The organism is Streptomyces sp. NPDC001709, from assembly GCF_053596375.1.
Genome location: NZ_JBSFGB010000007.1, coordinates 1 through 23,792 on the forward strand (window position 1 = coordinate 1; position 23,792 = coordinate 23,792).

Below are 23,792 nucleotides of genomic sequence, written 5' to 3' on the forward strand. Positions count from 1 at the left end.
GCAGCCCGATCGGCCCCGTGACATACGGCAGCTCGTCACTGAGCACGTCCTTGCCGAGCAGCGCCTTCGCCACGCCCGCGCCGAGCAGCTCGTCTCGGTCGGCTGGGAGGGCGCCGTCACGGGGTCCGACTCGGGCGGATGAGAAGGCGCCCCGTCACGGGCCCGACTCGGGTAGCTGGGAGGGCATCCGTCATCGGGTCCGAATCGGGCGGATGAGAAGGACCATCACGGGGCCCGACTCGGACAGTTGAGAAAGCGCCCTCATGGAGTCCGAATCGACCAGCCGAGACGGCACCATCACGGGCCCGTCACGAGGCCCGGCTCGGGCGGATGAGAAGGCACCATCACAGGCCCGTCTCGGTCGGCCGGGAGGGCGCCGTCATGGGGTCCGGGTCGGGGCGCTCGGTGGTGGTTCTCAGATCACCGCTCGTGCCAGGCGGGTCGCCATCGCCGCCCTCGGGCCGCTGTCCGGCGGGCGGCGTTTCGGGTGGACCGTGTTGGCCAGCAGGACCAGGAACGTGTCCGTTCTCGGGTCGAGGACGAGGGACGTGCCGGTGAAGCCCGTGTGCCCCGCCGCGCCGCGCCCGGACAGCTCGCCCATGAACCACGGCTGGTCGACGGCGAAGCCCAGCCCCGGTGGGGTCAGCAGCAGCTCGACGAAGTCGGGGCCGAGGATGCGGGCGGGGCCGTAGGAGCCGCCGGCGAGCAGGGCGCGGCAGAAGACGGCCAGGTCGCGGGCGGAAGAGAAGAGCCCGGCATGGCCGGCGACGCCGCCGAACGCGAAGGCGTTCTCGTCGTGGACCACGCCCCGCAGCATCCCGCGGTCCGCCTTGGCCCACGGCCGCCGCTGGTCCTCGGTGGCGGCGGCGCCGGGGCACGGCCCGAAGCAGGTGGCCGTCATGCCGAGCGGGCGCGTGATGCCGTCCTGGACGAGGACGTCGAGGGTCCGGCCGGTGATGCGCTCCAGCACCGACTGGAGCAGGAGCATGTTCAGGTCGGAGTACAGGTAGCGGCCCGGCTCGCTCGTCGGAGGCTCGGCGCGCAGCAGGGCCAGCCGGCTCGCGTCGTCGGGGCAGTCGTACAGGGGCAGTTCGGGGCGGAGCCCGGAGGTGTGGGTGAGCAGGTGCCGCACGGTGATGCCGTGGGCGGCCGCGGCGTGGAAGTCGGGCAGGTAGTCGCCGACCCGGGCGTCCATCCCGAGGGTGCCGCGCTCGATCTGCTGTACGGCGGCGACGGAGGTGAACAGCTTGGTGAGGGAGGCCAGGTCGAAGGGCGTGTCGACGGTGGCCGGGACCCGGGCGGCGGGCGGCAGTTCGACGCCGGTGTCGGTCTTGGGGTCGTAGGCGGAGTAGCGCACGGCCCAGCCCGCGGCCTCGGCCACGGCGATCACCGGTCCGCGGCCGGCCAGCACGACGGCACCGGCCGCCCAGGGTCGGTCTCCGGCGGTGAGGGCGTGCACATCGCCGATCAGGTGGCCGAGTTCCACGGGGTCGAGCCCGGCCCGCTCCGGTGTGTCGGCGCGCAGTTTCGGTGCGCTCAGTTCTCGTCTCCCTCCGGCCCCGCACATGTGTTCCCACGCGTGCTCCAGGGACGGCACATTCCCACGAAGCAGGCCGTCGCGACCAGTGCTCCCACCAGTTGGACCACCGCCATGGGCACGGCGCTGTGCTCTCCGGCGACGCCGACGAGCGGCGAGGCGACCGCCCCGACGAGGAAGGAGGAGGTGCCGAGCAGCGCGGAGGCGGAGCCCGCGGCATGGCGGGTGCGCAGCAGGGCGAGGGACTGGGCGTTGGGGAGCGTGATGCCCATGGCGGACATCAGGACGAAGAGCGCGGTGGCGACGGGGGCGAGGCCGACCTCGCCGAAGGCACCGGCGGACATCAGCAGCAGGGCGCTCGCGGCGACCACGATCACCGCGAGGCCGCAGGCCAGCACCTTGTCCAGGCCGACCCGGCCGACCAGCACCTTGCCGTTGACCTGCCCGGCGATCACCAGGCCGACCGAGTTGAGGCCGAACAGCAGGCTGAAGGTCTGCGGGGAGGCGCCGTAGATCTCCTGGATCACGAACGGGGACGCGGATATGTAGGCGAACAGCCCGGCGAAGGCGAAGCCGCCGGCCAGCATGTAGCCGGTGAAGGGGAGGTCGGCGAGCAGGGCACGCATGGAGCGCAGGGCCGCACCCGCTCCCCCGGCGTGCCGGTGCGCGGGCGGCAGGGTCTCCGGCAGCCGCAGCCGGACGAGGGCGGCGAGCAGCGCGCCGACCGCCGTCAGGACCACGAACACGCCCCGCCAGTCGGTCAGCCGGAGGATCTGCCCGCCGATCAGTGGCGCCACGATCGGCGCGACCCCGGAGATCAGCATCAGGGTGGAGAAGAAGCGGGCCATGGCCACCCCGTCGTACAGGTCGCGTACGACGGCACGGGCGATGACGATCCCGGCCGCGCCCGCGAGGCCCTGCGCCAGCCGGAAGGCGATCAGCGTCTCGACGTTCGGCGCGAGGGCGCACAGGGCGGTCGCGAGGACGTAGACGGCGAGGCCGGCGAGCAGCGGCCGACGGCGGCCCCAGCGGTCGCTCAGCGGGCCGACGATCAGCTGCCCGAGGGCCATGCCCAGCAGGCAGGCGGTGAGGGTGAGCTGGACGGCCGCGGCGGGCGCGTTCAGGGATCCGGTGACCTGCGGCAGGGACGGGAGGTACATGTCCATCGCGAGCGGGGGTGTCGCGGTGAGGCCGCCGAGGACGAGAGTGACGAGCGGGCCGGTGCGGCGGGCTGCGCCGGACTGCGCCGGGGCAGGGGTGGATGTGAGCCGTCTCTTCGGTGTCGGTGCCGCCGTGCGCCCGTGCATGCGCCCCTCCCTTGTTCAGAAGTCACCTGTCGTACGCGACCGGCACCCATGCTCTCAGCTCGCACAGACTGCCGGGGCACGCATGAGCGGGTGCGGTACCCCGGGGAACCGGTGGCCGTCCTTGCCGGATAACCGTATGGCGGACATGGCGTTCCGCATGGCGGATTTGCCGCCTACGCTGCGGAGCCATGACTGACAGGCAATCGAAGATCGCGGTGGTGACCGGCGCCGGTTCCGGCATCGGGCGGGCCGTCGCCGTGGAGCTGCTGCGGGCCGGCTGGTCGGTGGCGCTGGCCGGCCGGCGCACCGAGACGCTCGAGGAGACGGCGGGAGTGGTGCCGGAGGGCACCTCCCTCGCCGTACGCACCGACGTGTCGCGGCCCGAGGACGTGGACGCGCTGTTCGCGGCGACGGTGGACCGGTTCGGCCGCGTGGACCTGCTGTTCAACAACGCGGGGACCTTCGGGCCCGGCGGCGTCCCGGTCGAGGAGCTGTCCTACGACGCCTGGCGGCACGTGGTGGACACCAACCTCAACGGGGCGTTCCTGTGCGCGCAGGCGGCGTACCGGCGGATGAAGGAGCAGGATCCGCAGGGCGGCCGGATCATCAACAACGGCTCCATCTCGGCGCACACGCCCCGCCCGCTCTCGGTCGCCTACACCGCGACCAAGCATGCGCTGACCGGCCTGACCAAGTCGCTGTCCCTGGACGGGCGGGCGTACAACATCGCCGTCGGGCAGATCGACATCGGCAACGCGGCGACCCACATGACGGCCCGGATGCAGACCGGAGCGCTCCAGGCGAACGGTGAGGTGGTGCCGGAGCCGGTGATGGACGTGGCCGATGTGGCACGCACCGTGCGACACATGGCCGAGCTGCCGCTGGAGGCGAACGTGCAGTTCGCGACGGTGCTGGCGACGGCGATGCCGTACATCGGGCGGGGCTGAGGCCGCTTCGGGCCGGGGTGACCCCATTACCACAAACGGAATTTGAACATCCATGGTATTGCGGCCGGTCGAGCACGTATGCTCAACTTTCCTCCACAAGAGCTTCACAGTTGGGGCACACGGATTCCGCGGCCAACACCGAGGGGGGAGGCGGCGGCCGTTCCACCGGGCCGGAGTTGGGGGTGGACCTCGCGCGGACGCGGGGTACACGCCGGCCGGTGGAACGGCCACCGCACTGTTCAGCGCCGGTGCCGGCCGCCGGGCTCCGTGGCCTCCGCGGCCTCGGCGGCCCCCGCGTCCGGCTCGGCCATCGCGGCCGCCGCGACCGCCCTGCGGCGCCGCTTCACCATCATCACCGCCCCCGCCGTCAGCAGCAGCGCCGTGATCCCCGCCCCTTCCGCCACCCGCCCGGTGGACAACCCTCCGGAGTCCGGCCCGGCCGCGCCGACCCCCGCCTGGGCCGCCTTGCGCGCCGGCGCCGGGCTCGCGCTCGCCCCGCCCTCGCTGAGCGGATCGACCAGCGTGCCCACGGCCTGCACCGAACGCCCGCGCCCGAAGCCCCAGTCGAGCAGTGCGGCGGCCTGTTCGTAGACGGCGTTGCTGCCCTCGGTGGGATGCATGACCGTCACCAGCAGGGTGCGCCCGCCCCTCGTGGCCGCACCGGTGAAGGTGTTGCCGGCGTTGCTGGTGTAGCCGTTCTTGACGCCGATCAGGCCGTCGTACGTCTTCAGGCCCCACGCCCCGGTCAGCAGACGGTCGGTGTTCTGGATCTGGAAGGTCTTCTTGCCGCCCGCCGGGAAGTCGGCGGTCCGCGTGCCGCAGTAGCCGCGGAAGTCGGCGTCCTTCAGGCCGTGGCGGGCGAACAGCGTGAGGTCGTACGCCGAGGAGATCTGGCCCGGGTGGTCGAAGCCGTCGGGGCTGACCACATGGGTGTCCAGGGCCTGCAGGTCCTGCGCCTTCGCCTGCATCTCGGCGACGGTCTTGGCGATGCCGCCGTTCATGTGGGCGAGGACGTGCACGGCGTCGTTGCCGGAGCGCAGGAACACGCCCTGCCACAACTGGTCCACGGTGTAGGTGATGCCGGGTTTGATGCCGACCAGGCTGGAGCCGGCCGGGACGTCGGCGAGGTCGGCGTCGGTGACCTTGTAGCGCTCGGTACGGTCGAACTTCTTCAGCACGGTGTCCGCGAACAGCATCTTCAGCGTGGACGCGGGCGCGAGCCGCCGGTGCGCGTTGAACGAGGCGAGCACCTCGCCGCTCTCGAAGTCGGCGATCAGCCAGGAGCGGGCGGTGAGCTTGCCGGGCACTCCGGAGGCACCGCGCACCTGGACGCCGGTACGGGCCAGCCGGTCACCCCCGATGACGGTGGTCGCGGCGGCCTCGGTAGCCGTGGACAGCGGAAGGGCGGCGGCCGTCAGCCCGAGGACGGCACGCCGGCTGAGCCGGGAACATTCACGCACTCGGGGACCGTACACCGCACCCAGCAGGCAACTCCCCGATCACGGGCCGGGACGGCTCGGAATTTGCCGCGTTATGAAAATACGATGAGTCAGCCCGGTTTCCCGGACGTTCCTCCCCCTTCGCGATCGCGCCGGCGTTCTGCCCGGCGAACACGGCGGCGCGCTCGGGGTCGTCGGCGTCGTTATGCCTGTCCGGTCTCGAAGCGGGAGATCCGTCCGTCGTCCTCGACCGTGAAGGTCCACCGGGTACGCATCTCGCCCCAGGTGTCGTTGCGGTAGCGGGCGAGAAGGGCCCGGCCGCCGGAGGACTCGTTGTCGACGTCCATGTGGCCGTTGGAGGAGAAGATCTCCTGGTCGATCCACTCGGCGAGGTCACGGTCGGAGCCGTCGTCGGACATGGTCGCGCCGGGGGCGAGGAGCGCCATGAAGCCCTCGCGGTCATGGGAGTTGACGGCGTTGACGAAGGCCCGGACGGCCGGGTCGCTGAGTCTGGCTGGCTGAATCGTCATGGCGCAAGGTTCACACCGCCGTGCCGGACCCGCCACCCGAACGCCCGCCACGACGGGCCCACGGGTGCCGGAGCTGCGACGGTGGCTACACGTCCGCCTGTCTGCATGGGAGTCATCGTGACCTGTTACGACCGACGTGATCTGGGCCTGCTGCTGCTCCGGCTGGGGACCGGCGGGGTACTGGCCGCGCACGGCGCGCAGAAGCTGCTCGGCTGGTTCGGCGGGCACGGTCTGGAGGGCACCGGCCAGTTCATGGAGTCCGTCGGCTACGCCCCCGGCAGGGCGAGCGCGACGGCGGCGGGCCTCGCGGAGGCGGGCGGCGGTACCCTCCTCGCCCTGGGCCTGGCGACCCCGGCGGCGGGCTCGGCGGCGGCCGGCGCGATGGCGGGGGCGGCCGCGGTCCACGCACCCAACGGCTTCTTCGCCCAGGAGGGCGGCTACGAGTACGCGGCGACCCTGGGCCTCGCGGCAGCGGGCCTGGCGATCGCGGGCCCCGGCCGCCTCTCCCTCGACCACGCCTCCGGCCACGTCTTCGACCGCGGCTGGATGGTACCGCTGGCCCTGGGGGCCACGGCGGCGGTCACGGCGCTGGTGGTGGGGGCGCGGAACCAGCGGGTGAGGGCGAAGGCGGAGGGCGAGCAGGAGGTGTTGTTCGAGGAGTTCGAGGAGTAGCGGGGGTTTCCGCGACCGGGGCCCGTGGCCGCACTGCGAGGCAGGCAGGCTGCGCAGGCGTGGCAGGCTGCGGGACATGACCGATCTGGACACCACCCCCGCCGCCCTCTGGCCGGCCGTCGACGAGCTCTGGACCTTCCTGGAGGCCACCCGCAAGCACCCCGGCACCGAGGGCCTCCTCCTGCGCGTCCTGAAACTCTCGGAGGAGGTCGGCGAGGTCGCGGAGGCGATCATCGGCGCGACCGGCCAGAACCCCCGCAAGGGCGTCACCCACACCTGGGAGGACGTACAGGCGGAACTGTGCGACGTGGTGATCACGGCCCTGGTGGCGCTGCGCACGCTGACGCCGCAGGCGCGGGAGGTGTTCGAGGGGCAGCTGGACCGGGTGGTACGGCGAACTCGAGGTGCGTGCACGGATGGCGACGGGTAGGACTCCCTCCGTGACGAGCACCGCTGCGCCGGGCACGACGGCGGACACCGCCGGCGCGCGATCCGGGATGCCACGGGCCGGGGTCGTCCGCCTGGGCTTCACCGGCCACCGCGCCGTCCCCGCCTCGCTGCTGCCTTACGTCCGCTCCCGGATGGCGGAGATGCTGGGTGGGCAGGGCCGTGTGGAGGTGGTGACCAGCCTCGCCGCCGGAGCCGACCAGATCTTCGCCGAGGTGGCTCTCGGCCGCGGTGTCCCGGTGACGGCCGTGATCCCGGGCATGGACTTCGAGGGCCACCTCGGTGACGCCGAGACGCGGGCGGCGTACCGGCGGCTGCTCAGGGCGTGTGCCGCACGCGTCGACCTTCCCGTGGAGGCGACGCACGAGGCGGCCTACCGTGCGGCGGGCCGGTGGATCGTCGAGCACGCGGACCGTCTCATCGCCGTCTGGGACGGCTGCCCCGCCCGCGGCCCCGGCGGCACCGGCGACGTCGTGGCGTACGCCCGCGCGTCGGGTGTCCCGGTGACGATACTGTGGCAAACCGGCGTACACCGCGACTGACCGACGCACCCCACACCCCACCGCTCTCGCAGCCCGCCCTCCCCCCATGCCCTCAGCCCTCGTACCGGGCCAGCCAGTCGGTGTACTGGGGGGACATGAGCCGTTCCGCCTCGGTGACCGCGTTGGACCAGGCGGCCTCGGTGATGGTTGCGGTCGTGGCGCGGTGGAAGGTCTCCAGGTCCTGTTCGACCAGGGAGTGCGCGTAGGTCAGCGGACGGTGCCGTCGCACCTCCTGCCAGGCAACCCCGGCGGCGGCCGCGGCGCTGAGCAGCCCGGTCAGGTCCCAGTTCAGCGCGCCCAGGGCCCGGCACGCCGCGGCGACGAGGGCGAGCGAGGTCAGGGCGGTGCCGGCGGCCGACCAGCGCACCGCGGCCTGGCGGGCCTCGGCGGCCCGGTTGCGGTACCACGCGAGCTGTTCGAGCACCCGGTCCCGCAGATAGATGTCACGGCGTGCCACGAACGGCTTGGCCCGCACCCTCCTCATCGCGGGGGTGATCTGGGCCGTGGCCAGGCCGCCGGTGCCCGCGCACCGGTCCTCCCAGCCGACCTTCCGCAGTTCGCGCAGCCGGTCCTCCAGCCGCTCGGCGAACAGCGCGTCCGGGTCGGGTACTTGGGAGTGGAACGGCCCGCCGTGGACCATGTACTGCCAGCCCAGCGACTTCACCGTCTCGGCGGCCGCACGGTGGAGCTGCCAGTGGGCGCGTGCCCGGCGTCTGGAGGTGTGCAGGCCGAGGACGACGGACAGCGCGTACAGCAGGGCGGCGACGACCGCCGGCGCCCGGTTGTGGATCCGGTCGGCCAGTGTGGCGGCGGCGGTCGCCAGGAGCAGTACGGCCAACTGGTGCCGGACAGCGCGGAAGGACTCGCTCTGCCGGTCGATCGCATGCTGGTCGCTGCTGCGGAAGAGCGGAGGTAAGTCGCTCTCGCTCACGGTGGTGCTGGGACCCGGAGTGGCCCTCATCAACGCCCCCGAAGTGGTTGTTTCCCCCGGCACTTTCGAGTATGGAGCCCGATGTGACGGGTGGCCACCCTCGTCGCGGGTCCGGGCATCGCGCCGTCGGCGCGGGATGTCGGCGGAGGGTACTGTGCACCCGATGACCGGCTGTCCGTCCCGCCTCGCCATTCTCATCGGCGGTGCCGCGGGACGACAGGCGGATGAGCAGGAGTAAGGAAGCGCTGTGCCCGATCCCGCGAGTCTCATACGACTTCTCACCGGTCTGGGCGTCCGCCGCGGTGGCGTCCTCATGGTCCATTCCTCCCTCAGCGGCACCGGACTGAGTGCCCTTCAGGTCCGGGACGCACTGCTGAGCGTCCTCGGCCCCGACGGCACATTGATCACGCCCGCCTTCACCCCGGAGAACTCGGACACCTCGCGCGAGCACCTGGCGGCCGTCCGGGGGCTGACCAGGTGGGAGATACGCGAGTTCCGCGCGGCGATGCCCCCCTTCGAACCGGACGCCACGCCCTGTCTCAGCATGGGGGCGCTCGCCGAGTGCGTACGGACGACACCGGGCGCCGTGCGCAGCTCGCACCCGCACACGTCGATGGCCGGACTGGGCCGCCGGGCCGCGGAGTTGCTCGCCCGCCACCATCCGCACTGCCATCTGGGCGAGGACTCCCCGCTGGCCGCGCTGTACGAGGCGGACGCCCGGATTCTGTTGCTCCGCGTGGGGTTCGGGGTGTGCAGCGCGTTTCATCTCGCCGAGTACCGGCTGACCCCGCCGCCACCACCGCGCGTCTACCGGTGCGTGACCGGGCGGAAGGGGAACTGGACGTCGTACGAGGACATCGCCCTGGACGACCGTGACTTCGCGGACGTCGGAGCCGCGCTGCCGCGTGGTCTTCTGGCGGAAGGGGAATGGGCGGGAAAGGCCGTCGTCGTCATCGGAATGCGCGCTGCCGTCGACAACGCGTGTGCAGTAATGTCCCGTATGCGGGCACAAGCCGCCTGAAAAAACGATCCCGTCTGCCCCATCGCCCGCCCTTTCCGGCCAGGTGGCCATTTCCGGCAGGCATCGCACCCTGCACCGGCTTCCCCCACTTGTGCTGTGGACGTGCGAAGAGCACTGACAGAGCATGGACATGGAATCCATCGGGGCACCATCTCGTCAGCAGGCAATACCTAGGGACGCTCAGGGTCAGGGGGAGCAGCAACGTATGGATGCGCCTCAGGAAAGCAGCCGCACCACAGCTCTGGTGGACATCGCCGGAGTGTCACCTCGCCTCTTGGAAACGGCGGCCGCCATGGACACTGCGCTCGGTCATGCCCTGCGGCGCCGGCTTCAGGAGGCCGACCGACCGCAGCGGACGATCGACGTCGTCTTCGACAGCGCGCTGTGAGGGAGGCGGAGCGCGAAACCCTCGCGCCGGGGGACACGCCAGGCGTCCCCTTCCGCCAGTTCCTGCTCAAGATCCACAGCAGGTGCAATCTGGCCTGCGACTACTGTTACGTCTACTTCGCCGCCGACCAAAGTTGGCGGGAGCGGCCCGGTGTGATGGCCCTCGACATCGTGCGCAGGGCCGTGGACCGTATCGCGGAGCACGCGAAGGAGTACCGGCTGCCGTTCGTCCGCGTCATCCTGCACGGGGGCGAGCCGCTCCTGGTGGGAAAGAGACATCTCGCCGATGTCCTCGGCCTCCTCCACGACCGTCTCGCCGGCGTGGCGGAGGTCCACTACTCGCTCCAGACGAACGGAACGCTCCTCGACGAGGAGTTTCTCGATCTGCTGCTCGGCCACCGGGTGGGTGTGGCGGTGAGTCTGGACGGCTCACCCGCCGCGCACGACCGGCACCGGCGGCACGCCGACGGCCGCCCCAGCCACCACCGGGTGGCGGCGGCCCTGCGCCTGCTGAACCGGCCCCGCTACCGGGACCTGTTCGTGGGGATCCTGTGCACGGTGGATCTGGCCAACGATCCGGTCGAGACGTACGAGGCCCTGCTCGGCTTCACTCCGCCGCGCGTCGACTTCCTGTTGCCGCACGGCACGTGGCAGCATCCGCCACCGGGCCTCGAGGGCCGCGTCGAGCCGCCGCTGGGGCCCCCGGATCCCGAGGCGCCGCACGACCCGGTGCCGTACACGCGCTGGCTGACGCGGGCGTTCGACCGCTGGTTCGACGCGCCCCGCAGGGAGACCCGGGTCCGCATGTTCGAGGAGTTGATGTCCGGGCTGCTCGGCGGTGCCGTGAACACGGAGGCCTTCGGGACGGCGCCCGCCGATCTCGTGGTCGTCGAGGCCGACGGGACGCTGGAGAACTCCGATTCCCTGAAGGTCGTCGCGCCCGGGGCCCCGGCCACCGGTCTGGACGTCTTCCGGCACTCGTTCTCCGACGCGCTGCGGACCGAGACCGTGCGGCAGCGCCAGGCCGGCCCCGCCGGCCTGGCACAGGCCTGCCGGGACTGTGTGTTCGGCGGGGTCTGCGGCGGCGGCCTGTACACCCACCGCCACCATCCCGCCACGGGGTTCACGAACCCCTCCGTGTACTGCCCGGATCTGGCGGCGCTGATCGGCCACATCCGCCGCCGGATGGGCGAGGCCGTTTCTGCGCCCCCGTGAGCCGGGCGCGTGATGGCACGCGCCCCGCCGGCCTCCGCATCGCGCGACCGACCGGACGCGTTGAACGCTGCCGAAGGGGGGATATACGGATACGAACTCGGGCTCCGGCACAGGGGGTTCGGGCGGAAAGGGGATGGGGGTATCGTTCGCTGTCTCGGCACGGCTCAACCATGGCGACGACTGAGGGGCACCGGCTGGGGGGTGATGAGGTGTGCAGGCGCGCGGTCCCATACTCGCTTCCGTCGGCGCCGGACGGCGTTCACGGCGCGCACGGCGCCTTGTCCCACGGCCTGAGTCCCGCGAACGCTGCAGGTCAGGGATGCATTGGAACCCTACTTCTTCCTGAGCTACGCGCGCAGGCGAGGACCCCGGGTCCTCATCAAACGGTTTTACGACGACCTCTGCTCGGAGCTGCGCCGATTAGGCGCGGGCGGCAACGGCTCCTTCGGCCGCCCGTTCCTCGACGTCCAGTCCATACAGGTCGGCCAGGACTGGAACGTGGCCCTGGGCCACGCCCTGGGGCACTGCCGGAGCATGGTGGCCCTCTACACCCCGGACTACTTCCGCAGCGACTTCTGCGGACGGGAGTGGAAGGTCTTCGAGGACCGGCAGCACCTCCTGCGGGAGGTGGCGGGCGTGGACGCGCGGGCCCTCATTCCGGTGCTGTGGGAACCCGTGCCGTCCGTCCCCGCCGCTGCCGCCCACATACAGTACGAGAGCATCGACTTCGGCGAGGACTACGCCCGGTGGGGCCTGCGGCGCATTCTGACCGCGGACCCCGGTGGGGAGTACGGCCGCATCGTGCGGCTGCTGGCGCGCCAGGTCCTCGTGGCGGCGGAGCACTTCCGCATACCGGTCTCGACCGACGTGGACCTCACCGCACCGAAGTCGGCCGGCCCGTTCCCGGCCGGCGGCGACCGGGCGGAGCCGGGGAGCCACGCCCTGGTGCTGGTCGCCGCCCGTACGGCGGACGCCGCGCATCCGAGGTCGCGGGACCCCGGCTGCCACGGAAACAGCCCGGCCGACTGGAATCCGTACCACTCCGAACACGCCGAGCCCCTGATCACGCGCACGAGACGGCTCCTGGAGGAGCTCGGTTTCACGGTGCGCACCGAGATCGTCTCGGACCTGCTGGGCCGGCACCTCGACGAGGCCCGCGCGCGAGGGCAGGTCGCGGTCCTCCTGGTGGAGGCGTGGGCCGCGGCTGATCCGGCGTACCGCGACGCCATCCGGAGATACGACCGGGAGAACCACCCCGGCAGTGTCGCCATCGTCCCGTGCGGTCCGGACGACGCAGGCGAGCCCCCGCAGAGCAAGGCCTACTGGGAGACGGTGCGTGGTGCCTTGCCGCTGAGCTGGGCCAGTGGCGCGGGCGAGCCGCTGCCGCTGCTGCAATCGGGGGTTTGCTCCGAGGCATTCGAAGGGATCCTCCATGCGGTCATTGCCAAGGCGCGCAACCACCTTTTCTCTTACTCAGAGGTGCCCGAGCCCGACTCCGCTCCTCTGCCCGTTCTGAACGCCGCGACTTGCCGCCCCCGTACCTTCGAGAGCCGGAGCTAGGAGCAGGACCGATGACCCATGACGACCGCGGCCGGGGCACGATCATCACCTTCTACTCCTTCAAGGGCGGCACCGGGCGCACCATGGCGCTGGTGAACACCGCTTGGATCCTTGCGAGCAACGGCCTGCGGGTCCTCGTGGCCGACTGGGATCTTGAAGCCCCGGGGCTTCATACCTATCTCCAGCCGTTGCTCGCGGATCCCGAGCTGACCGAGAGCCCGGGCGTGATCGAGATGGTCCGGGACTTCGCCCAGCAGACGGTGGCGCCGCCCGTGGGCTCCCGCAGCGATGCCGGGGGCCGGGCCGAGCCGATATTCCCGGACCGTGGAATGCTGCGCGAGCACGCGCGGGTCGACCAGTACGTGGTGGGCACGGAACTGCAGCTGCCGCCGGGCGGGAAGCTGGATCTGCTGCCCGCGGGCGTCCAGGACCCGGACACGTACGCCGTGACCGTCAGTACCTTCGACTGGGGCAAATTCTACCGGATGGGCGGCAACACGCTGCTGACCGCGCTCCGCGAGGACATGGCGGCGCGCTACGACTACGTCCTGATCGACAGCAGGACCGGGCTGAGCGACACGGCGGGCATCTGCACGGTCGTCCTCCCCGACGTCGTCGTGGACTGCTTCACCCTGAGCCGGCAGGGCGTCAACGGCGCCGTCCGGGTGGCCGAGTCGATCCGCCGCAACTCCCACGCCGAACGCAGCATCCGGATCGTCCCCGTGCCGATGCGCGTCGAGGACGCAGGTCAGGACCGGCTGGAGGCCGGCCGCTACCAGGCGCGCAGCCTGTTCGCGCCGTTCCTGGACTGGCTGCCGGCGGAGAAGCAGGACGAGTACTGGAGCAGCGTCGAGATCCCCTACAAGCCGAGCTACGCGTACGAGGAGATCCCCGCCACCGTCGGCGAGCGACGCCAGGACGGCACGCTGCTCGCCGCCTTCGAACGGCTCACCGCCCGGCTCACCGATGACCGGGTGACCCGGCTGAACAACATGCCCGAGAAGTACCGCCAGCATCTGCGGACCCAGTACGAGCGCTCCTCACCGGTCATCCGCAAGGACTTCTACGTCAGTTACGCGAGCGCGGACCGGCTCTGGGCGGACTGGACGGTGGCCGCGCTGCGCTCCGCGGGCCTGGAGGCGAAGCTGGCACCGGTCGAGGCGAGCGACCTGGCCACGGCGACCGCGGCGCTGACCGGTCTGGGGAGCACCCTGGCCGGCGAATCCCGGCTGGTGGTGCTGCTCTCCTCGCAGTACACGGCGCTGCCACAGGCGCAGGAGATCTGGCGGGAGATCAAACGGCGGGATCCGCACGGCTCGACCGCGATGGCCGTACAGGTCCGGGTCGACGACTCCGCGCGCCCGCCGGAGTTCGCGGCGCCGCTCCCGGCCGCGAGCATCTCCGGGGTGCCCGCCGAGGAGGCGGTGCTGCGCCTGCTGGCCGCCGTCGAGGGCAGCGGCCAGACCGAGTCCGGCGCCCGGCATCTGCCTCCGGGTGCGATCCCGGCGGCCAGGCTGCCGGGAACCCCGTCGGTGGTGTCCCGGCTGCCCCAGCGCAACGCCGCTTTCACCGGCCGCCGCGCGCTGATCGAGCGCCTGCGGGACAGTCTGCTCGCCGGTGGCTCCACCGCCGTGCTCCCCCAGGCCCTGTACGGTCTCGGCGGCGTCGGCAAGACGCAGATCGCCCTGGAGTACGCGCACCGCTTCAGCTCCGACTACGACCTGGTCTGGTGGATCAACGCCGCCGAGCGGCAGCAGATCCGCCAGGACCTCAGCGCGCTGGCGCCGCACCTCGACGTGGCCACCGGCGGCAAGGACATGCGATCCATATGCAACGAAGTGCTGGACAGGCTGCGTCGTGGCACGCCCCACCCCCGGTGGCTGCTCGTCTACGACAACGCCGAGAAGGCGGCCGACCTCGACGGCCTGGTTCCGGTGAGCGGATCCGGCCGGCACGTCCTCATCACCTCCCGCAATCCCGGCTGGGAGGAGCGGGCGGCCCGGCTCGAGGTCGACCTGTTCACCCGTGACGAAAGCATCGCCCTGCTCAGCCGCTACAACCACGGGCTGGAGCGGGCCGACGCCAACCGGGTCGCGAAGGAACTCGGCGACTTCCCGCTCGCCGTGAGCCTCGCCGCAGCCTCGCTCCAGCAGTCGGCCCTGCCCGTGGAAACGTATGTGGAGATGCTTCGTAGCCAGATGACCGACATTCTGCGCAGCCAGCCTGCACCCGACTATCCGAGTTCCGCCGCGGCCACCTGGCTGCTCTCCCACAACCAGCTACGGGAGCGCAAGCCCGCCGCCGCGGCACTCCTGCAACTGTGCGCCTTCTTCGGCCCCGACCCCATCCCGCGGAGCCTGCTCAGCGGCAACGCCGCGCTCGAACTGCTGCAACAGTACGACCCGACCGTGTCCGAGCAGCTGCTGATGATGCCGCTCTACACGGAGATCACCCGCCACGGGCTCGCACAGGTCGACCAGCGCGCCGACACCCTCACCCTGCACCGTCTGGTCCAGCGGGTCCTGCGGGACCAGCTCAGTGCCGAGGAGCAGAGCGCGATGCGCGGTCGGGTCCATCGCGTGCTCGCCCAGGGAAACCCCAACAACCCCGACGAGAACGTCAACTGGGACCGCTACGCCGCCCTGCTCCCGCATCTGCGCCCGACACAGGCGGAGGAGAGCGACGAGCGGATCGTACGCCAGTGGATCTGCGACACGGTGCGCTACCTGTGGCGCAGCGGCGACCCGGGGACCGCCGACCAGACGGCCGAGCGCGTGCTGAGCACCTGGACGGCCCGGTTCGGCGACGACGACGAGTTCGTTCTGCGGCTGCGCACCGAGCTCGGCAACGCCCTGCGTGACCAGGGCCGGCTGCCGGAGGCGTTCGCCGTCACCCGGGACGCCTACGAGCGGGCCAGCCGCGTTCTCGGCGAGGACCACCCCTACACCCTGAACGCTGCCATGAGCCTGGGCTCCGACCTGCGTGGTGCGGGCCGGTACCAGGAGGCCATGGAGAGCGACCGGGAGGCGCTGCAGCGGGCCCGCCGCGTCTTCGGGGACACCCACACCCGGACCCTGAGGGCGGCCAACAACCTGGCCGTGTCCGAGTTCCTCTCCGGCGACCGGCAGGCCGCCCGCAACACCAACCGGGAGATCCTCAAGCAGCATCAGGAGATCTCCGGCCCCGACCAGCGCTCCACCCTGAACTCGGCCACGAACTACGCCCGTGACCTGCGCGCCGCGGGAGAGTTCCACGAGGCGCTGAAACTCATCGAGGACACGCTCGAGCGCAGCCGCCGCGCCCTCGGGAGCGATCACCTGATCACCTTCCGGGCCTCGCTCGGGGCCGCTGTGCTCTACCGCCGCCTCGGCGACTTCTCCCGGGCCTACCAGCTGACGAGCGAGACCTACGCCCAGTGCGAGAAACAGCTCGGCCCGGACCATCCCGACACGCTGGCCGTCGCCCAGAACCTCTGCTCGGACCGGTACGACCGGGGAGAGGGCGTGGAGGCGCGGGATCTCGCCAAGGAGACGTACGAGCGCTACCAGCGCGGGTTCGGCCCGGACCACGTCTTCACCCTGACCAGCGCCAGCAACCTCGCGGTGCTGCTGCGCCTCACGGGTGAGCGGGCCGAGGCGCTGGAGCTGTCGGGGCAGACGGTGGAACGGCTGCGCGCGCTCCTCGGGCCCCGTCACCCGTACACGCTCACCGGCATGCTGAATCACGCGACGGACCTGTCCGAGCACGAGCGTCGTGCGGAGGCCGTCGCGACGGCCCGGGAGGCGTACGAAGGGCTCAGGGACGTGCTCGGTGCCGAGCACTACCTGGCCATCGCGGCCGCCTCCAACCTCGCCGCGGAACTGCGGCAGGACGAACCGGAGGAGGCCCGGCGCCTGCACGACGAGGCGGAACGGCTCGCCCGGGAGAGCAGGGAGCTGGGCGGCGAGCATCCGATGACCCGCTCGGTCACCGCGTGGCGCCGTATCGACGCGGACATCGAACCGCCGGTGACCTGACGGGAATTGACGCGACGAGCGGGCGGGCCCGGATGCCGGGCCCGCCCGCCCGCCTGTTCACACGCCGAGCATTCTCAGCGGCGCGTCCCGGACGATCTCGGTGATCCGCGCCTCGTCCAGGCCCGCCTTCGCGAACCAGTCCTGGCTGCCGGTCCGCCACTCCTCGATGTCCATCTGGGAGGTCTGTCCCAGGTCGGAGCTGTAGACCACCCGCGGGACCCGGGCGAGGACGGCGGAGAAGTCGTCCCAGTCCTGGTAGTCCAGCAGGTGGGTGAGTGCGGTCTGCTCGGTCCACACCTGTTCCGCCGACGCGATGTCCAGCAGGTCGGAGCAGGTCAGGCCGGTGAGCGGGTTGGCCGGCTGGTTGAGCATCAGACGGGGTACGCCGAGCTTCACCGCTTCGTCGACCAGCAGGCGTACCTCGTGTCCGTCGGCGTGGCCGGTGGAGATCACGAGCGGCAGGTCGCGGGCCATGTGCAGGATCTCGCGCACCTCGGGGCGCAGTGTGCCGCCCTCGTCGGTGACGGTGAGCGGACGCAGACCCTCCCGGGCCAGCAGCGGGTGGGCCGGGGTTCGGGCCAGACGGCTCTTGTGGGCGCGTCCGGTCACCGTGGGGAGATGGACGACGAGCCGCAGACCGCTGTCCTCCCCGTGCTGGATGACCGCCTGCTCGACGAGCCGGGGGTCCAGGCCGCCCGCGATGTCGTTGAGCACGATCGACCCCGAGACGGGCAGACCCTGTTGACGGGCCTCCCACGCCTGGGCCGCGGTGGATCCCAGGTGGTTCTTCAGGACCACCCATCCGCCGAGCCGGGCGTAGCGGGCGCCGGCCGAGGCCGCGGTGTGCCGTCGTACGTAGGCGTCCGGGCCGACGTGGTAGTGGACGTCGACGAACCCGGCCTGATCGGGGCTGGTGGGCCGGGGGTCAGTGAGCGTCATCGTGCCCCTCGTCCTCCCACGGGCGGGCGTAGCCGAATCGGGCCCGGGCCTCGTCGAGGCGGGTGCCGTCCTGGGCGGCCTCCCGGATGCGCCGTTCGGTGCGTTCGACCGCCTCGGCCCGGCGGACGACCTCCTCGACGAGGCCGGCGGGGATGCGCAGCGCGCCGTTGTCGTCGGCGAAGACCAGGTCGCCGGGCTCGACGACGGTGCCGGCGATGTCCAGGGCGACGCCGGTGCGGTCCAGCACCACCCGGTTCTTGCCGCTGACCATGGTGACGGCCGAGCTGAACAGCGGGTATCCGGACTCGCGGGTCTCGCGCACATCGCGGACGGCGCCGTGCACGACGGTGCCCGCGACCTCCCGGCGCAGCGCCACGGAGGTGAGCAGGGACCCCCAGTTGGTGCAGGCGCCGGTACCGCCGTTGTCGACGACCACCACGGAACCGGGCGGCACGTCGTCGATGTAGTTGGCGGCGTTGTGGAACGCGCCGTCGTCCGCCAGGGGCCGGTAGCGCACGGTGAACGCCGGACCGAACGCCACGGTGCCGGGGACGCGCGCCGCGACGCCCGGCAGCACGCAGGGCGCCGCCCGCAGGCTGTCCACCGCGTCGGAGAGGGCGGCGGTGTCCAGCCGGGCCAGGCGGGCACGCAGGGCGCTGTCCAGGAAGGGGCCGGCGGGTGCGGTGGTCATGCGGTCTCCTCCACAAGACGGCGGGCGAGGGTCCAGGCGGCGAACTGGCAGGCGTACGCGGTGACTTCGGGGCCCCGGTTGGGGACGGTCAGTTCGCCGGTGTGCTTCTGTGCGGGGTCGTTCAGGGTGCACCGGAGGCGGACGGTGCCGCTGTGGTCGTCCGGGCCGCCGCCGTCCCAGGTCGCGTCGAGCGTCACGGAGAGCCGGCCGGATGCGGTCCCGGGCCCGGCCGTGCGCCGTTCGGCGGCCAGCTCGGCCGCGAACCGGCCGCCGGTGACACGGTCGTCCGTCTCCAGGGCCAGGCCGCGGGCGTCGAGCAGTTCGGCCAGTTCCTGGACGGCGGTGCGCTCCCGGCTGGTGACCACGTACGCCCCGAGCATGTCGTCCAGTCGCTTGGCGAGCTCCGCGGCGCTGCCCGGCGGGCAGTCGATCCGGATGTCCACGTAGGGGTAGTGCCAGCGGTAGGCGGGCTTGACGTTCAGCCCCAGGTCGCGGACGAGGGCGTCGACCGCGGCGGCGGCGTCCGCCTCGATGACTCCGAGGGTGCGGCGGAACACCGTGGTGACGGGCTCCGGTTCGGGAAGGTGGCGCAGGCCGTCACGCAAGACGGCGTCGAGCATGGGCAGGCACTCGCGCGGCGGGCCGGGGAGCATCACCACCGTGGTGCCCCGGATGTCGAGGCGGCAGCCCCAGGCGGTGCCGTTGGTGTTGGGCAGCAGGTCCGCGCCCTGCGGGAACTGCGCCTGGCGCCGGTTGTCGTCGTGGACGGCGACACCGAAGCGGGTGAGCCGCTCGACGACACCCTGCCAGGCCTCCTCGCGGTGCTCCAGCGGCAGGCCGAGTGCGCGGGCGACGCCGATCCGGGTCACGTCGTCCGAGGTGGGACCGAGACCGCCGATGACCACGACGACGTCGTCCCGGCCGATGGAGGCGCGCACGGCGTCCGCGATCGCCGCCTCGTCGTCACCGACGGTGTGCCGGATCCGGAGGGGCACCGCGCGGTCGGCGAGCCTGCGGGACGCCTCGCCGGCGTTGGTGTCGTCCAGGGCGGCCCGCAGCAGTTCGTCCCCGACGGTGACGACGGCGGCGCTGTGGGTGCGCGGTACGGCGCCGCAGGCGTCCAGCACGGACGCGGCGCACTCGGTGGTGGTGGCCGTACCGCCGAGGTCGTACGTCACCCGGTCGCGGCGGCGTGTGACGTGCGAGACCGCGCCCCGCACCTCGCCCGCGGCCTCGCCGAACCCCAGGTGTTCCAGCAGCAGGCCGATGGTGAGGAAGGCGGCGAGCGGGTTGGCCCGGCCGGTGCCGGCGAGGGCCGGGGCGCTGCCGTGCACCGGCTCGAAGTAGTTGCCGTTCTCCCCGATGTTGGCGCTGGGGGCGAGGCCGAGCCCGCCCATCACTCCGCCGCCGAGGTCGGAGAGGATGTCGCCGAACATGTTCTCGGCGACGATGACACCGAAGCGCTCCGGGCGCCGGGCCATCCACAGCGCCACGGCGTCCACGTTGAGGATCTCGTACTCGATCTCCGGGTACTGGGCCGCGATCTCCTCCAGCCGCTCGCGGGCGTACGCGCTGCTGTGCCGCAGGACGTTCGGTTTGTCGGCGAGGGTGACGCGGGGGTGCCCGTGGGCGCGGGCGTGTTCGAAGGCGAAGCGCAGGATGCGGTCGAGGCCGTGCCGGGTGAGCATCCGTACGCTCGCCGTGGTGCCGTCCGGGCCGCTGAGCCGGGCGTTGGGGTGGTCGGCGACGAGCGGCCACAGCTCCTCGGGCACCCGGTCCCAGTCGAGTCCGGCGTAGAGGCCCTCGGTGTTCTCGCGCACGACGCAGAAGCGGTACGGGGTGCCGCCGAGGTGGTTCTCGACCGGCCGGAGGTTGGCGAACAGGTCGAGGCGCTGGCGGAGTTGGATGATGGGGGAGATGTAGCGCGGGGACTGTTCGCGCAGGTGCGGTTCGAGGTCGGCGAGGGCCTCGCGCCCCGGCTTGCTGGTGGTGGCTCCGAGCAGTACGGCGTCGGAGCGGCCGATCAGGTCCCAGGTGCGCTGCGGCACCGGGTCGCCCTCGGTGCGCCAGAACTCCCACCCGATGTCCCCGTGTTCCAGGGTGAGGGGCAGTCCGAGGGCGTCGATCACCGGGAGGGCCGCATCGAGTACTTCGGGGCCGATGCCATCACCTGGAAGGACTGCGACGGTCTTGCTGTTCATGTGTCCTCTTCGTTGGCGGGTCGTTCCAGGAAAGCGGTGATGGCGCGCCGGGTGGCTTCCGGCTGGTCGGCGTGGGGGCGCATGCCTGCCCGTGGGATGCCGACGCGGGTGTGCCCGGGGCCGGTGGCGAGGTGGTGGTGCTGGACAAGGTTCGACTCGGTGCCGTAGACGTGCAGCAGCCTGCCGGGGAAGGCCTCGACGCCGCGGCGGGCGTCGGCGCGGCGCAGCAGGCGCAGTCCGGTGGCCAGTCGCCATCCGTACCGCGGGTCGTCATCGAGGTCGTGGGGGTCTTCCGCACGGGCGGGGACGGGTCCCGCCGGGCCACGTACCACCTCGTCGAGCAGGCGCAGTGCGGTTGTCGTGCCGTGGGAGTGCACGGCGGCGGCGATGCGTTCCAGGGTGGCGTCGAGCAGCCCGTCGGCCACCGTGGGGGCGGAGAGCAGGACGACGCGGGCCCGATGGGTCCACGGCTGGTCGAGGAGCTGCTGGACGAGGGCGCCGCCCAGGGCGTTGCCGACGAGCAGATCGGGCTGCTCGGCACGGAGGATCTCCGCCCAGCGGCCGGCGAGCGCCGCGAGGTCGTCGCCCTCGCGCAGCAGCGACAGGGTGTCGTAGACCGTCACCCGGTGGCCGGCCGCGGTCAGCGCCCCGGCGACGGGTAGGAGGAAGGTTCCGTGGTCCCACTGGGCCATGACGGGGGCGAGCACGCACGCGGTGTGCGGGGCCCGCTCGTCGCCCAGGCTTACGGCGACCGGGGCCGGTGCCGACGCGGTGGTGTGCGTCGGCACCGGTGTCGCGGACTGCGAGGTCACGCCGCTACCGCCGGGGAGGTGAGCTCGCGGGCGGCGCTGAAGGCGGCGCCGATGTGGTCCGCGGGCAGCTTGCCGCGCTCCTCCACGGAGAGGTCGAAGTGACCGAGGACCAGGTCGGGCAGCGGCAGCGAGGGCCTGGCCTCGGCGATCTCGGACTCCATGCGGTGCGCGAGGGTGAGGATCCGGCCGAGGTCGTACCGGTCGGCCCGGCCGGCGCGCCCGAGGTAGGCCAGCCACTGCTCGGTGATCAGGTTGCCGGGGCCCTTGCCCATGCCGAGGACCGAGGAGTCGATCCAGGTGGCGCCCGCGTCGACGGCCGCGATGGAGTTGGCGAGGGCCAGGCCCAGGTTGTTGTGGGCGTGCAGGCCGATGGCGGAGCCGGTCACCGAGCGCACCAGGGTGACCAGGCGGGAGACCTCGTCCGGCAGGAGGCTGCCGTTGGAGTCCGCCAGGTAGATGACGTCCGCGCCGGCGTCCTCGGACAGCGCGGCGAGTTCCACGAGCCGCCGCCGGTCGAGCTGGCTTACGCGGGTGATGTTCACGGTGGTGGTGAAGCCGATGTCCGCCGCCTTGCGCAGCATGGCGAGCCCCGGCTCGGGTGTCTTGGACGGCAGGCAGAACCGTACGAGCCGGACGCCCGCCTCGAACATCTGCGTGAGGTCGGCGTCCTCGATGTTCTTCGGGTGCAGGATCATGCAGATACGCTCGGGCGGTATGACCTCGGCCACGGCCCGTATGTAGTCGTCGGCGCCCACGCCCGTCAGCCCCACGCCCGGCTTGGGCTGGAAGGATCCCTTGCGGTACCCGATCTCCACCCACTCGACGCCGGCAGCCACGCTCTCACTGGCGTGGTGCAGGGCGTAGTCGAGCGAGAAGCCGAAGTTGTTCCGGTAACCCCCGTCCCGCAGCGTCACATCGAGATTGGTGACCATGTCTCCTCCGTTGAATGTCCGAGGTGGCGGCGGTGAGGACGAGGGGTGCTCGGCGTTGAGCAATCGGCCGCGGGCGATGGTTTGCATCGCGAACCGCGACGGAAAACCGGCATTGCCAGCCGGTTAACGACACTGATGATCTCCCCCGTGCCCCGTTGCCTTGGTCGTGCTTCAACGGGCCCGTATGACACATCGGCAAATTTCCGCATGGGAATACTGCCGGACGGACCCGGAGTTCTCGGTGGTGCACCGATTACGCAATCACATCGCTAACCCGCGACCCCCGAAGGCGTAATGAACGTATCGCCGTCAACATCGGCGGCGCAAGTCGCGCTGGTTTACAGGCGTATGAACTCGGGCTACCCTCGCGAGTCTTTTCACGGCAGGGACTTACGATTCGCATACGCCCCGCAGCCACGGTGATACGCGCGCAGTACGAACGTAAGAGGCATGACTGTCCCCCGATCAGGCATGACGAGCTACCGGACGGTTGGCGCCGCTGTCCGCGGAACGCACCGCCGCCACCAAGTTCAGCACCGATGCCCGGACCGTCCAAGACTCAATCTGTTCTGACAGCCATCATGATTGGTGATGAGCCGTGCGCCGGCCCGGCACCCCGCCCCAAGGCGCGGCGGATCCGGCCATTCTGACCAGAACTCATCCTTGCATCGCCCCGGAACCAAATGTAACGATCAACGAAAGCGGCCATCTGCGGATGATTTTCCGCGCTCGCTTCCCGACCACGCTTCACATATTCCGAAGTGACCCGGGACCGCCCCGCGACAGCGCGCGGCCAGTCATTTCGAGTGGCGACAGAATCGCATACCCTGCAGTGAACCAGAACGGGGAAATCATGGGAACCCTGGCGGCCCCTGTCCTTTCGCGCCTCCTTACGGACGGCTTCACCCGCTACGCCGGCGACACCTTCCTGAGCCGTGTCGAGGACGACGACCCGGGCGCGCTCCACAAACAACTGTCGGATGCCTTCACCGAACTGCCGCCCGACCCGTACGGGCAGGGCACGAACCGCTACCGCCGGTACGGCCGCGCCGTGTACGTCCCGTGGGAACACACGTTGATGTGGACGCCGCCGGTCGACGACCCGGCCGCGGGGCCGGTGACCGTGTACTACCAGGGCACGCACAACCCCGAGCACGCGGGCGAGTACCGCCGCTTCCCCGCCATACCGGCCGAGATCCAGGCGAACGAACTGCTGCGCCAGATCATCCTCTTCGACGCCGCCGAGGCCGCCCAGTCGGAAGAACTCCGCACCGGTCTCGTGCACGTCGGCGTCCACTTCGTGAAGCTGGCCGTCGACCAGGCCGACGTCGAAGCCGTGTCCTCCCCGAACGAACTCCACCAGGACGGCGAGCCGTTCACCTTCGCCCACCTGATCAGCCGTGACAACGTTACCGGCGGGGTGAACGTGATCGCTCCGCCCCGGTGCGCGGGCCTGCGCCCCGAAGAGGTGGCCGGGGAACTGCTGCAGGCCCAGTTCACGCTCGAAAACCCCCTGGACTCCTACGCCGTCCACGACCCGCGGGTCAGCCACTACGTCAGTCCCGTCCGGCGAGGCCCCGAGCCCCGTCGCGGAGAACGCTGCGTCCTGCTGGTCGACTTCACCCCTTACGTGCCGCAGATCTGAGTGCTGCGCCGTTCTCCCTGC

At 71.5% G+C, this 23,792-nt stretch carries 20 protein-coding genes; 10 read left to right on the forward strand and 10 right to left on the reverse strand.

The features are described 5' to 3' along the window. Nucleotides 1-415: 415 nt before the first annotated feature. On the reverse strand, nucleotides 416-1,567 hold the full coding sequence (locus ACWC0C_RS12590) for a serine hydrolase domain-containing protein (protein ID WP_450863658.1): 1,152 nt from the start codon (nucleotides 1,565-1,567) through the stop codon (nucleotides 416-418). Continuing rightward, nucleotides 1,537-2,844, reverse strand: a complete 1,308-nt coding sequence (locus ACWC0C_RS12595) for a multidrug effflux MFS transporter (protein WP_450863659.1) — start codon at nucleotides 2,842-2,844, stop codon at nucleotides 1,537-1,539. Before ACWC0C_RS12595 ends, ACWC0C_RS12590 begins: the two co-directional genes overlap by 31 nt. Before the next feature lie 188 nt (nucleotides 2,845-3,032). Here ACWC0C_RS12595 and ACWC0C_RS12600 point away from each other — a divergent pair, with 188 nt between their 5' ends. After that, on the forward strand, nucleotides 3,033-3,791 hold the full coding sequence (locus ACWC0C_RS12600; RefSeq protein WP_450863660.1) for an SDR family oxidoreductase: 759 nt from the start codon (nucleotides 3,033-3,035) through the stop codon (nucleotides 3,789-3,791). Nucleotides 3,792-4,030: 239 nt separating this feature from the next. Here ACWC0C_RS12600 and ACWC0C_RS12605 read toward each other — a convergent pair whose 3' ends face one another. Both ACWC0C_RS12605 and ACWC0C_RS12610 read right to left on the reverse strand, forming a co-directional pair. After that, nucleotides 4,031-5,251: a D-alanyl-D-alanine carboxypeptidase family protein gene (locus ACWC0C_RS12605; RefSeq protein WP_450863662.1), complete on the reverse strand. Its 1,221-nt coding sequence runs from the start codon at nucleotides 5,249-5,251 to the stop codon at nucleotides 4,031-4,033. Nucleotides 5,252-5,433: 182 nt separating this feature from the next. After that, on the reverse strand, nucleotides 5,434-5,760 hold the full coding sequence (locus ACWC0C_RS12610) for a nuclear transport factor 2 family protein (RefSeq protein ID WP_449200162.1): 327 nt from the start codon (nucleotides 5,758-5,760) through the stop codon (nucleotides 5,434-5,436). Between the two features lie 117 nt (nucleotides 5,761-5,877). On the opposite strand from ACWC0C_RS12610, the gene ACWC0C_RS12615 reads away from it, so the two are divergent. The 3 genes from ACWC0C_RS12615 (at nucleotide 5,878) to ACWC0C_RS12625 (ending at nucleotide 7,421) form a co-directional block, all read left to right on the forward strand. After that, on the forward strand, nucleotides 5,878-6,432 hold the full coding sequence (locus ACWC0C_RS12615; protein ID WP_450863665.1) for a DoxX family membrane protein: 555 nt from the start codon (nucleotides 5,878-5,880) through the stop codon (nucleotides 6,430-6,432). A gap of 76 nt (nucleotides 6,433-6,508) precedes the next feature. Next, nucleotides 6,509-6,862 carry a MazG-like family protein gene (locus ACWC0C_RS12620; protein WP_450863667.1) on the forward strand — a complete coding sequence of 118 codons (354 nt, stop codon included), beginning with the start codon at nucleotides 6,509-6,511 and terminating at the stop codon, nucleotides 6,860-6,862. Between the two features lie 67 nt (nucleotides 6,863-6,929). Further along, nucleotides 6,930-7,421: a hypothetical protein gene (locus ACWC0C_RS12625; RefSeq protein WP_449200226.1), complete on the forward strand. Its 492-nt coding sequence runs from the start codon at nucleotides 6,930-6,932 to the stop codon at nucleotides 7,419-7,421. A gap of 52 nt (nucleotides 7,422-7,473) precedes the next feature. On the opposite strand, the gene ACWC0C_RS12630 is transcribed toward ACWC0C_RS12625, so the two are convergent. After that, nucleotides 7,474-8,382, reverse strand: a complete 909-nt coding sequence (locus ACWC0C_RS12630; RefSeq protein ID WP_450863668.1) for a DUF4231 domain-containing protein — start codon at nucleotides 8,380-8,382, stop codon at nucleotides 7,474-7,476. 217 nt (nucleotides 8,383-8,599) lie between these two features. Here ACWC0C_RS12630 and ACWC0C_RS12635 point away from each other — a divergent pair, with 217 nt between their 5' ends. From ACWC0C_RS12635 to fxsT, 5 genes are all read left to right on the forward strand, one after another. Then, complete coding sequence (locus ACWC0C_RS12635; protein WP_450863670.1) at nucleotides 8,600-9,373, forward strand: AAC(3) family N-acetyltransferase; 774 nt, start codon at nucleotides 8,600-8,602, stop codon at nucleotides 9,371-9,373. Nucleotides 9,374-9,578: 205 nt separating this feature from the next. Further along, nucleotides 9,579-9,761 carry an FxSxx-COOH cyclophane-containing RiPP peptide gene (locus tag ACWC0C_RS12640; protein ID WP_449200166.1) on the forward strand — a complete coding sequence of 61 codons (183 nt, stop codon included), beginning with the start codon at nucleotides 9,579-9,581 and terminating at the stop codon, nucleotides 9,759-9,761. Beyond that, nucleotides 9,758-10,975: an FxsB family cyclophane-forming radical SAM/SPASM peptide maturase gene (locus ACWC0C_RS12645; protein ID WP_450863672.1), complete on the forward strand. Its 1,218-nt coding sequence runs from the start codon at nucleotides 9,758-9,760 to the stop codon at nucleotides 10,973-10,975. Before ACWC0C_RS12640 ends, ACWC0C_RS12645 begins: the two co-directional genes overlap by 4 nt. A gap of 324 nt (nucleotides 10,976-11,299) precedes the next feature. Further along, nucleotides 11,300-12,535, forward strand: a complete 1,236-nt coding sequence (locus tag ACWC0C_RS12650; RefSeq protein ID WP_449200168.1) for a TIR-like protein FxsC — start codon at nucleotides 11,300-11,302, stop codon at nucleotides 12,533-12,535. Between the two features lie 11 nt (nucleotides 12,536-12,546). Next, nucleotides 12,547-16,551: an FxSxx-COOH system tetratricopeptide repeat protein gene (gene fxsT / locus ACWC0C_RS12655; protein WP_450863674.1), complete on the forward strand. Its 4,005-nt coding sequence runs from the start codon at nucleotides 12,547-12,549 to the stop codon at nucleotides 16,549-16,551. Nucleotides 16,552-16,608: 57 nt separating this feature from the next. On the opposite strand, the gene ACWC0C_RS12660 is transcribed toward fxsT, so the two are convergent. The 5 genes from ACWC0C_RS12660 to ACWC0C_RS12680 are packed head-to-tail and all read right to left on the reverse strand — an operon-like array spanning nucleotide 16,609 to nucleotide 22,126. Beyond that, entirely contained in the window at nucleotides 16,609-17,490 is an 882-nt protein-coding gene (locus ACWC0C_RS12660; protein WP_450863676.1) for a DUF6282 family protein, read from the reverse strand. Continuing rightward, nucleotides 17,477-18,181: an RraA family protein gene (locus tag ACWC0C_RS12665; protein WP_450863678.1), complete on the reverse strand. Its 705-nt coding sequence runs from the start codon at nucleotides 18,179-18,181 to the stop codon at nucleotides 17,477-17,479. The genes ACWC0C_RS12660 and ACWC0C_RS12665 overlap by 14 nt, the downstream gene beginning before the upstream one ends. Then, nucleotides 18,178-20,382, reverse strand: coding sequence for an isocitrate/isopropylmalate family dehydrogenase (locus ACWC0C_RS12670; protein WP_450863680.1), 2,205 nt, complete (start codon nucleotides 20,380-20,382; stop codon nucleotides 18,178-18,180). Before ACWC0C_RS12670 ends, ACWC0C_RS12665 begins: the two co-directional genes overlap by 4 nt. Beyond that, a complete protein-coding gene (locus tag ACWC0C_RS12675; protein WP_450863682.1) occupies nucleotides 20,379-21,194 on the reverse strand; it encodes an alpha/beta fold hydrolase in 816 nt (271 codons plus the stop codon). The genes ACWC0C_RS12670 and ACWC0C_RS12675 overlap by 4 nt, the downstream gene beginning before the upstream one ends. Beyond that, the gene (locus tag ACWC0C_RS12680; RefSeq protein ID WP_450863683.1) at nucleotides 21,191-22,126 is read right to left on the reverse strand and encodes a hypothetical protein; all 936 of its coding nucleotides are present in this window, start codon (nucleotides 22,124-22,126) and stop codon (nucleotides 21,191-21,193) included. Before ACWC0C_RS12680 ends, ACWC0C_RS12675 begins: the two co-directional genes overlap by 4 nt. An 853-nt stretch (nucleotides 22,127-22,979) precedes the next feature. Between ACWC0C_RS12680 and ACWC0C_RS12685 the strand changes: the two genes are divergently transcribed. Beyond that, nucleotides 22,980-23,771, forward strand: coding sequence for a 2OG-Fe dioxygenase family protein (locus ACWC0C_RS12685; protein WP_450863685.1), 792 nt, complete (start codon nucleotides 22,980-22,982; stop codon nucleotides 23,769-23,771). The last annotated feature ends 21 nt before the right edge of the window (nucleotides 23,772-23,792 follow it).

Excerpts from the sequence above, each read along its gene's own strand:
- ACWC0C_RS12590 (WP_450863658.1), bottom strand. The coding sequence starts at position 1,567 with ATGTGCGGGGCCGGAGGGAGACGAGAACTGAGCGCACCGAAACTGCGC.
- ACWC0C_RS12595 (WP_450863659.1), bottom strand. The coding sequence starts at position 2,844 with ATGCACGGGCGCACGGCGGCACCGACACCGAAGAGACGGCTCACATCC.
- ACWC0C_RS12600 (WP_450863660.1), top strand. The coding sequence starts at position 3,033 with ATGACTGACAGGCAATCGAAGATCGCGGTGGTGACCGGCGCCGGTTCC.
- ACWC0C_RS12610 (WP_449200162.1), bottom strand. The coding sequence starts at position 5,760 with ATGACGATTCAGCCAGCCAGACTCAGCGACCCGGCCGTCCGGGCCTTC.
- ACWC0C_RS12620 (WP_450863667.1), top strand. The coding sequence starts at position 6,509 with ATGACCGATCTGGACACCACCCCCGCCGCCCTCTGGCCGGCCGTCGAC.
- ACWC0C_RS12625 (WP_449200226.1), top strand. The coding sequence starts at position 6,930 with ATGCCACGGGCCGGGGTCGTCCGCCTGGGCTTCACCGGCCACCGCGCC.
- ACWC0C_RS12630 (WP_450863668.1), bottom strand. The coding sequence starts at position 8,382 with ATGAGGGCCACTCCGGGTCCCAGCACCACCGTGAGCGAGAGCGACTTA.
- ACWC0C_RS12640 (WP_449200166.1), top strand. The coding sequence starts at position 9,579 with ATGGATGCGCCTCAGGAAAGCAGCCGCACCACAGCTCTGGTGGACATC.
- fxsT (WP_450863674.1), top strand. The coding sequence starts at position 12,547 with ATGACCCATGACGACCGCGGCCGGGGCACGATCATCACCTTCTACTCC.
- ACWC0C_RS12660 (WP_450863676.1), bottom strand. The coding sequence starts at position 17,490 with ATGACGCTCACTGACCCCCGGCCCACCAGCCCCGATCAGGCCGGGTTC.
- ACWC0C_RS12665 (WP_450863678.1), bottom strand. The coding sequence starts at position 18,181 with ATGACCACCGCACCCGCCGGCCCCTTCCTGGACAGCGCCCTGCGTGCC.
- ACWC0C_RS12670 (WP_450863680.1), bottom strand. The coding sequence starts at position 20,382 with ATGAACAGCAAGACCGTCGCAGTCCTTCCAGGTGATGGCATCGGCCCC.
- ACWC0C_RS12680 (WP_450863683.1), bottom strand. The coding sequence starts at position 22,126 with ATGGTCACCAATCTCGATGTGACGCTGCGGGACGGGGGTTACCGGAAC.
- ACWC0C_RS12685 (WP_450863685.1), top strand. The coding sequence starts at position 22,980 with ATGGGAACCCTGGCGGCCCCTGTCCTTTCGCGCCTCCTTACGGACGGC.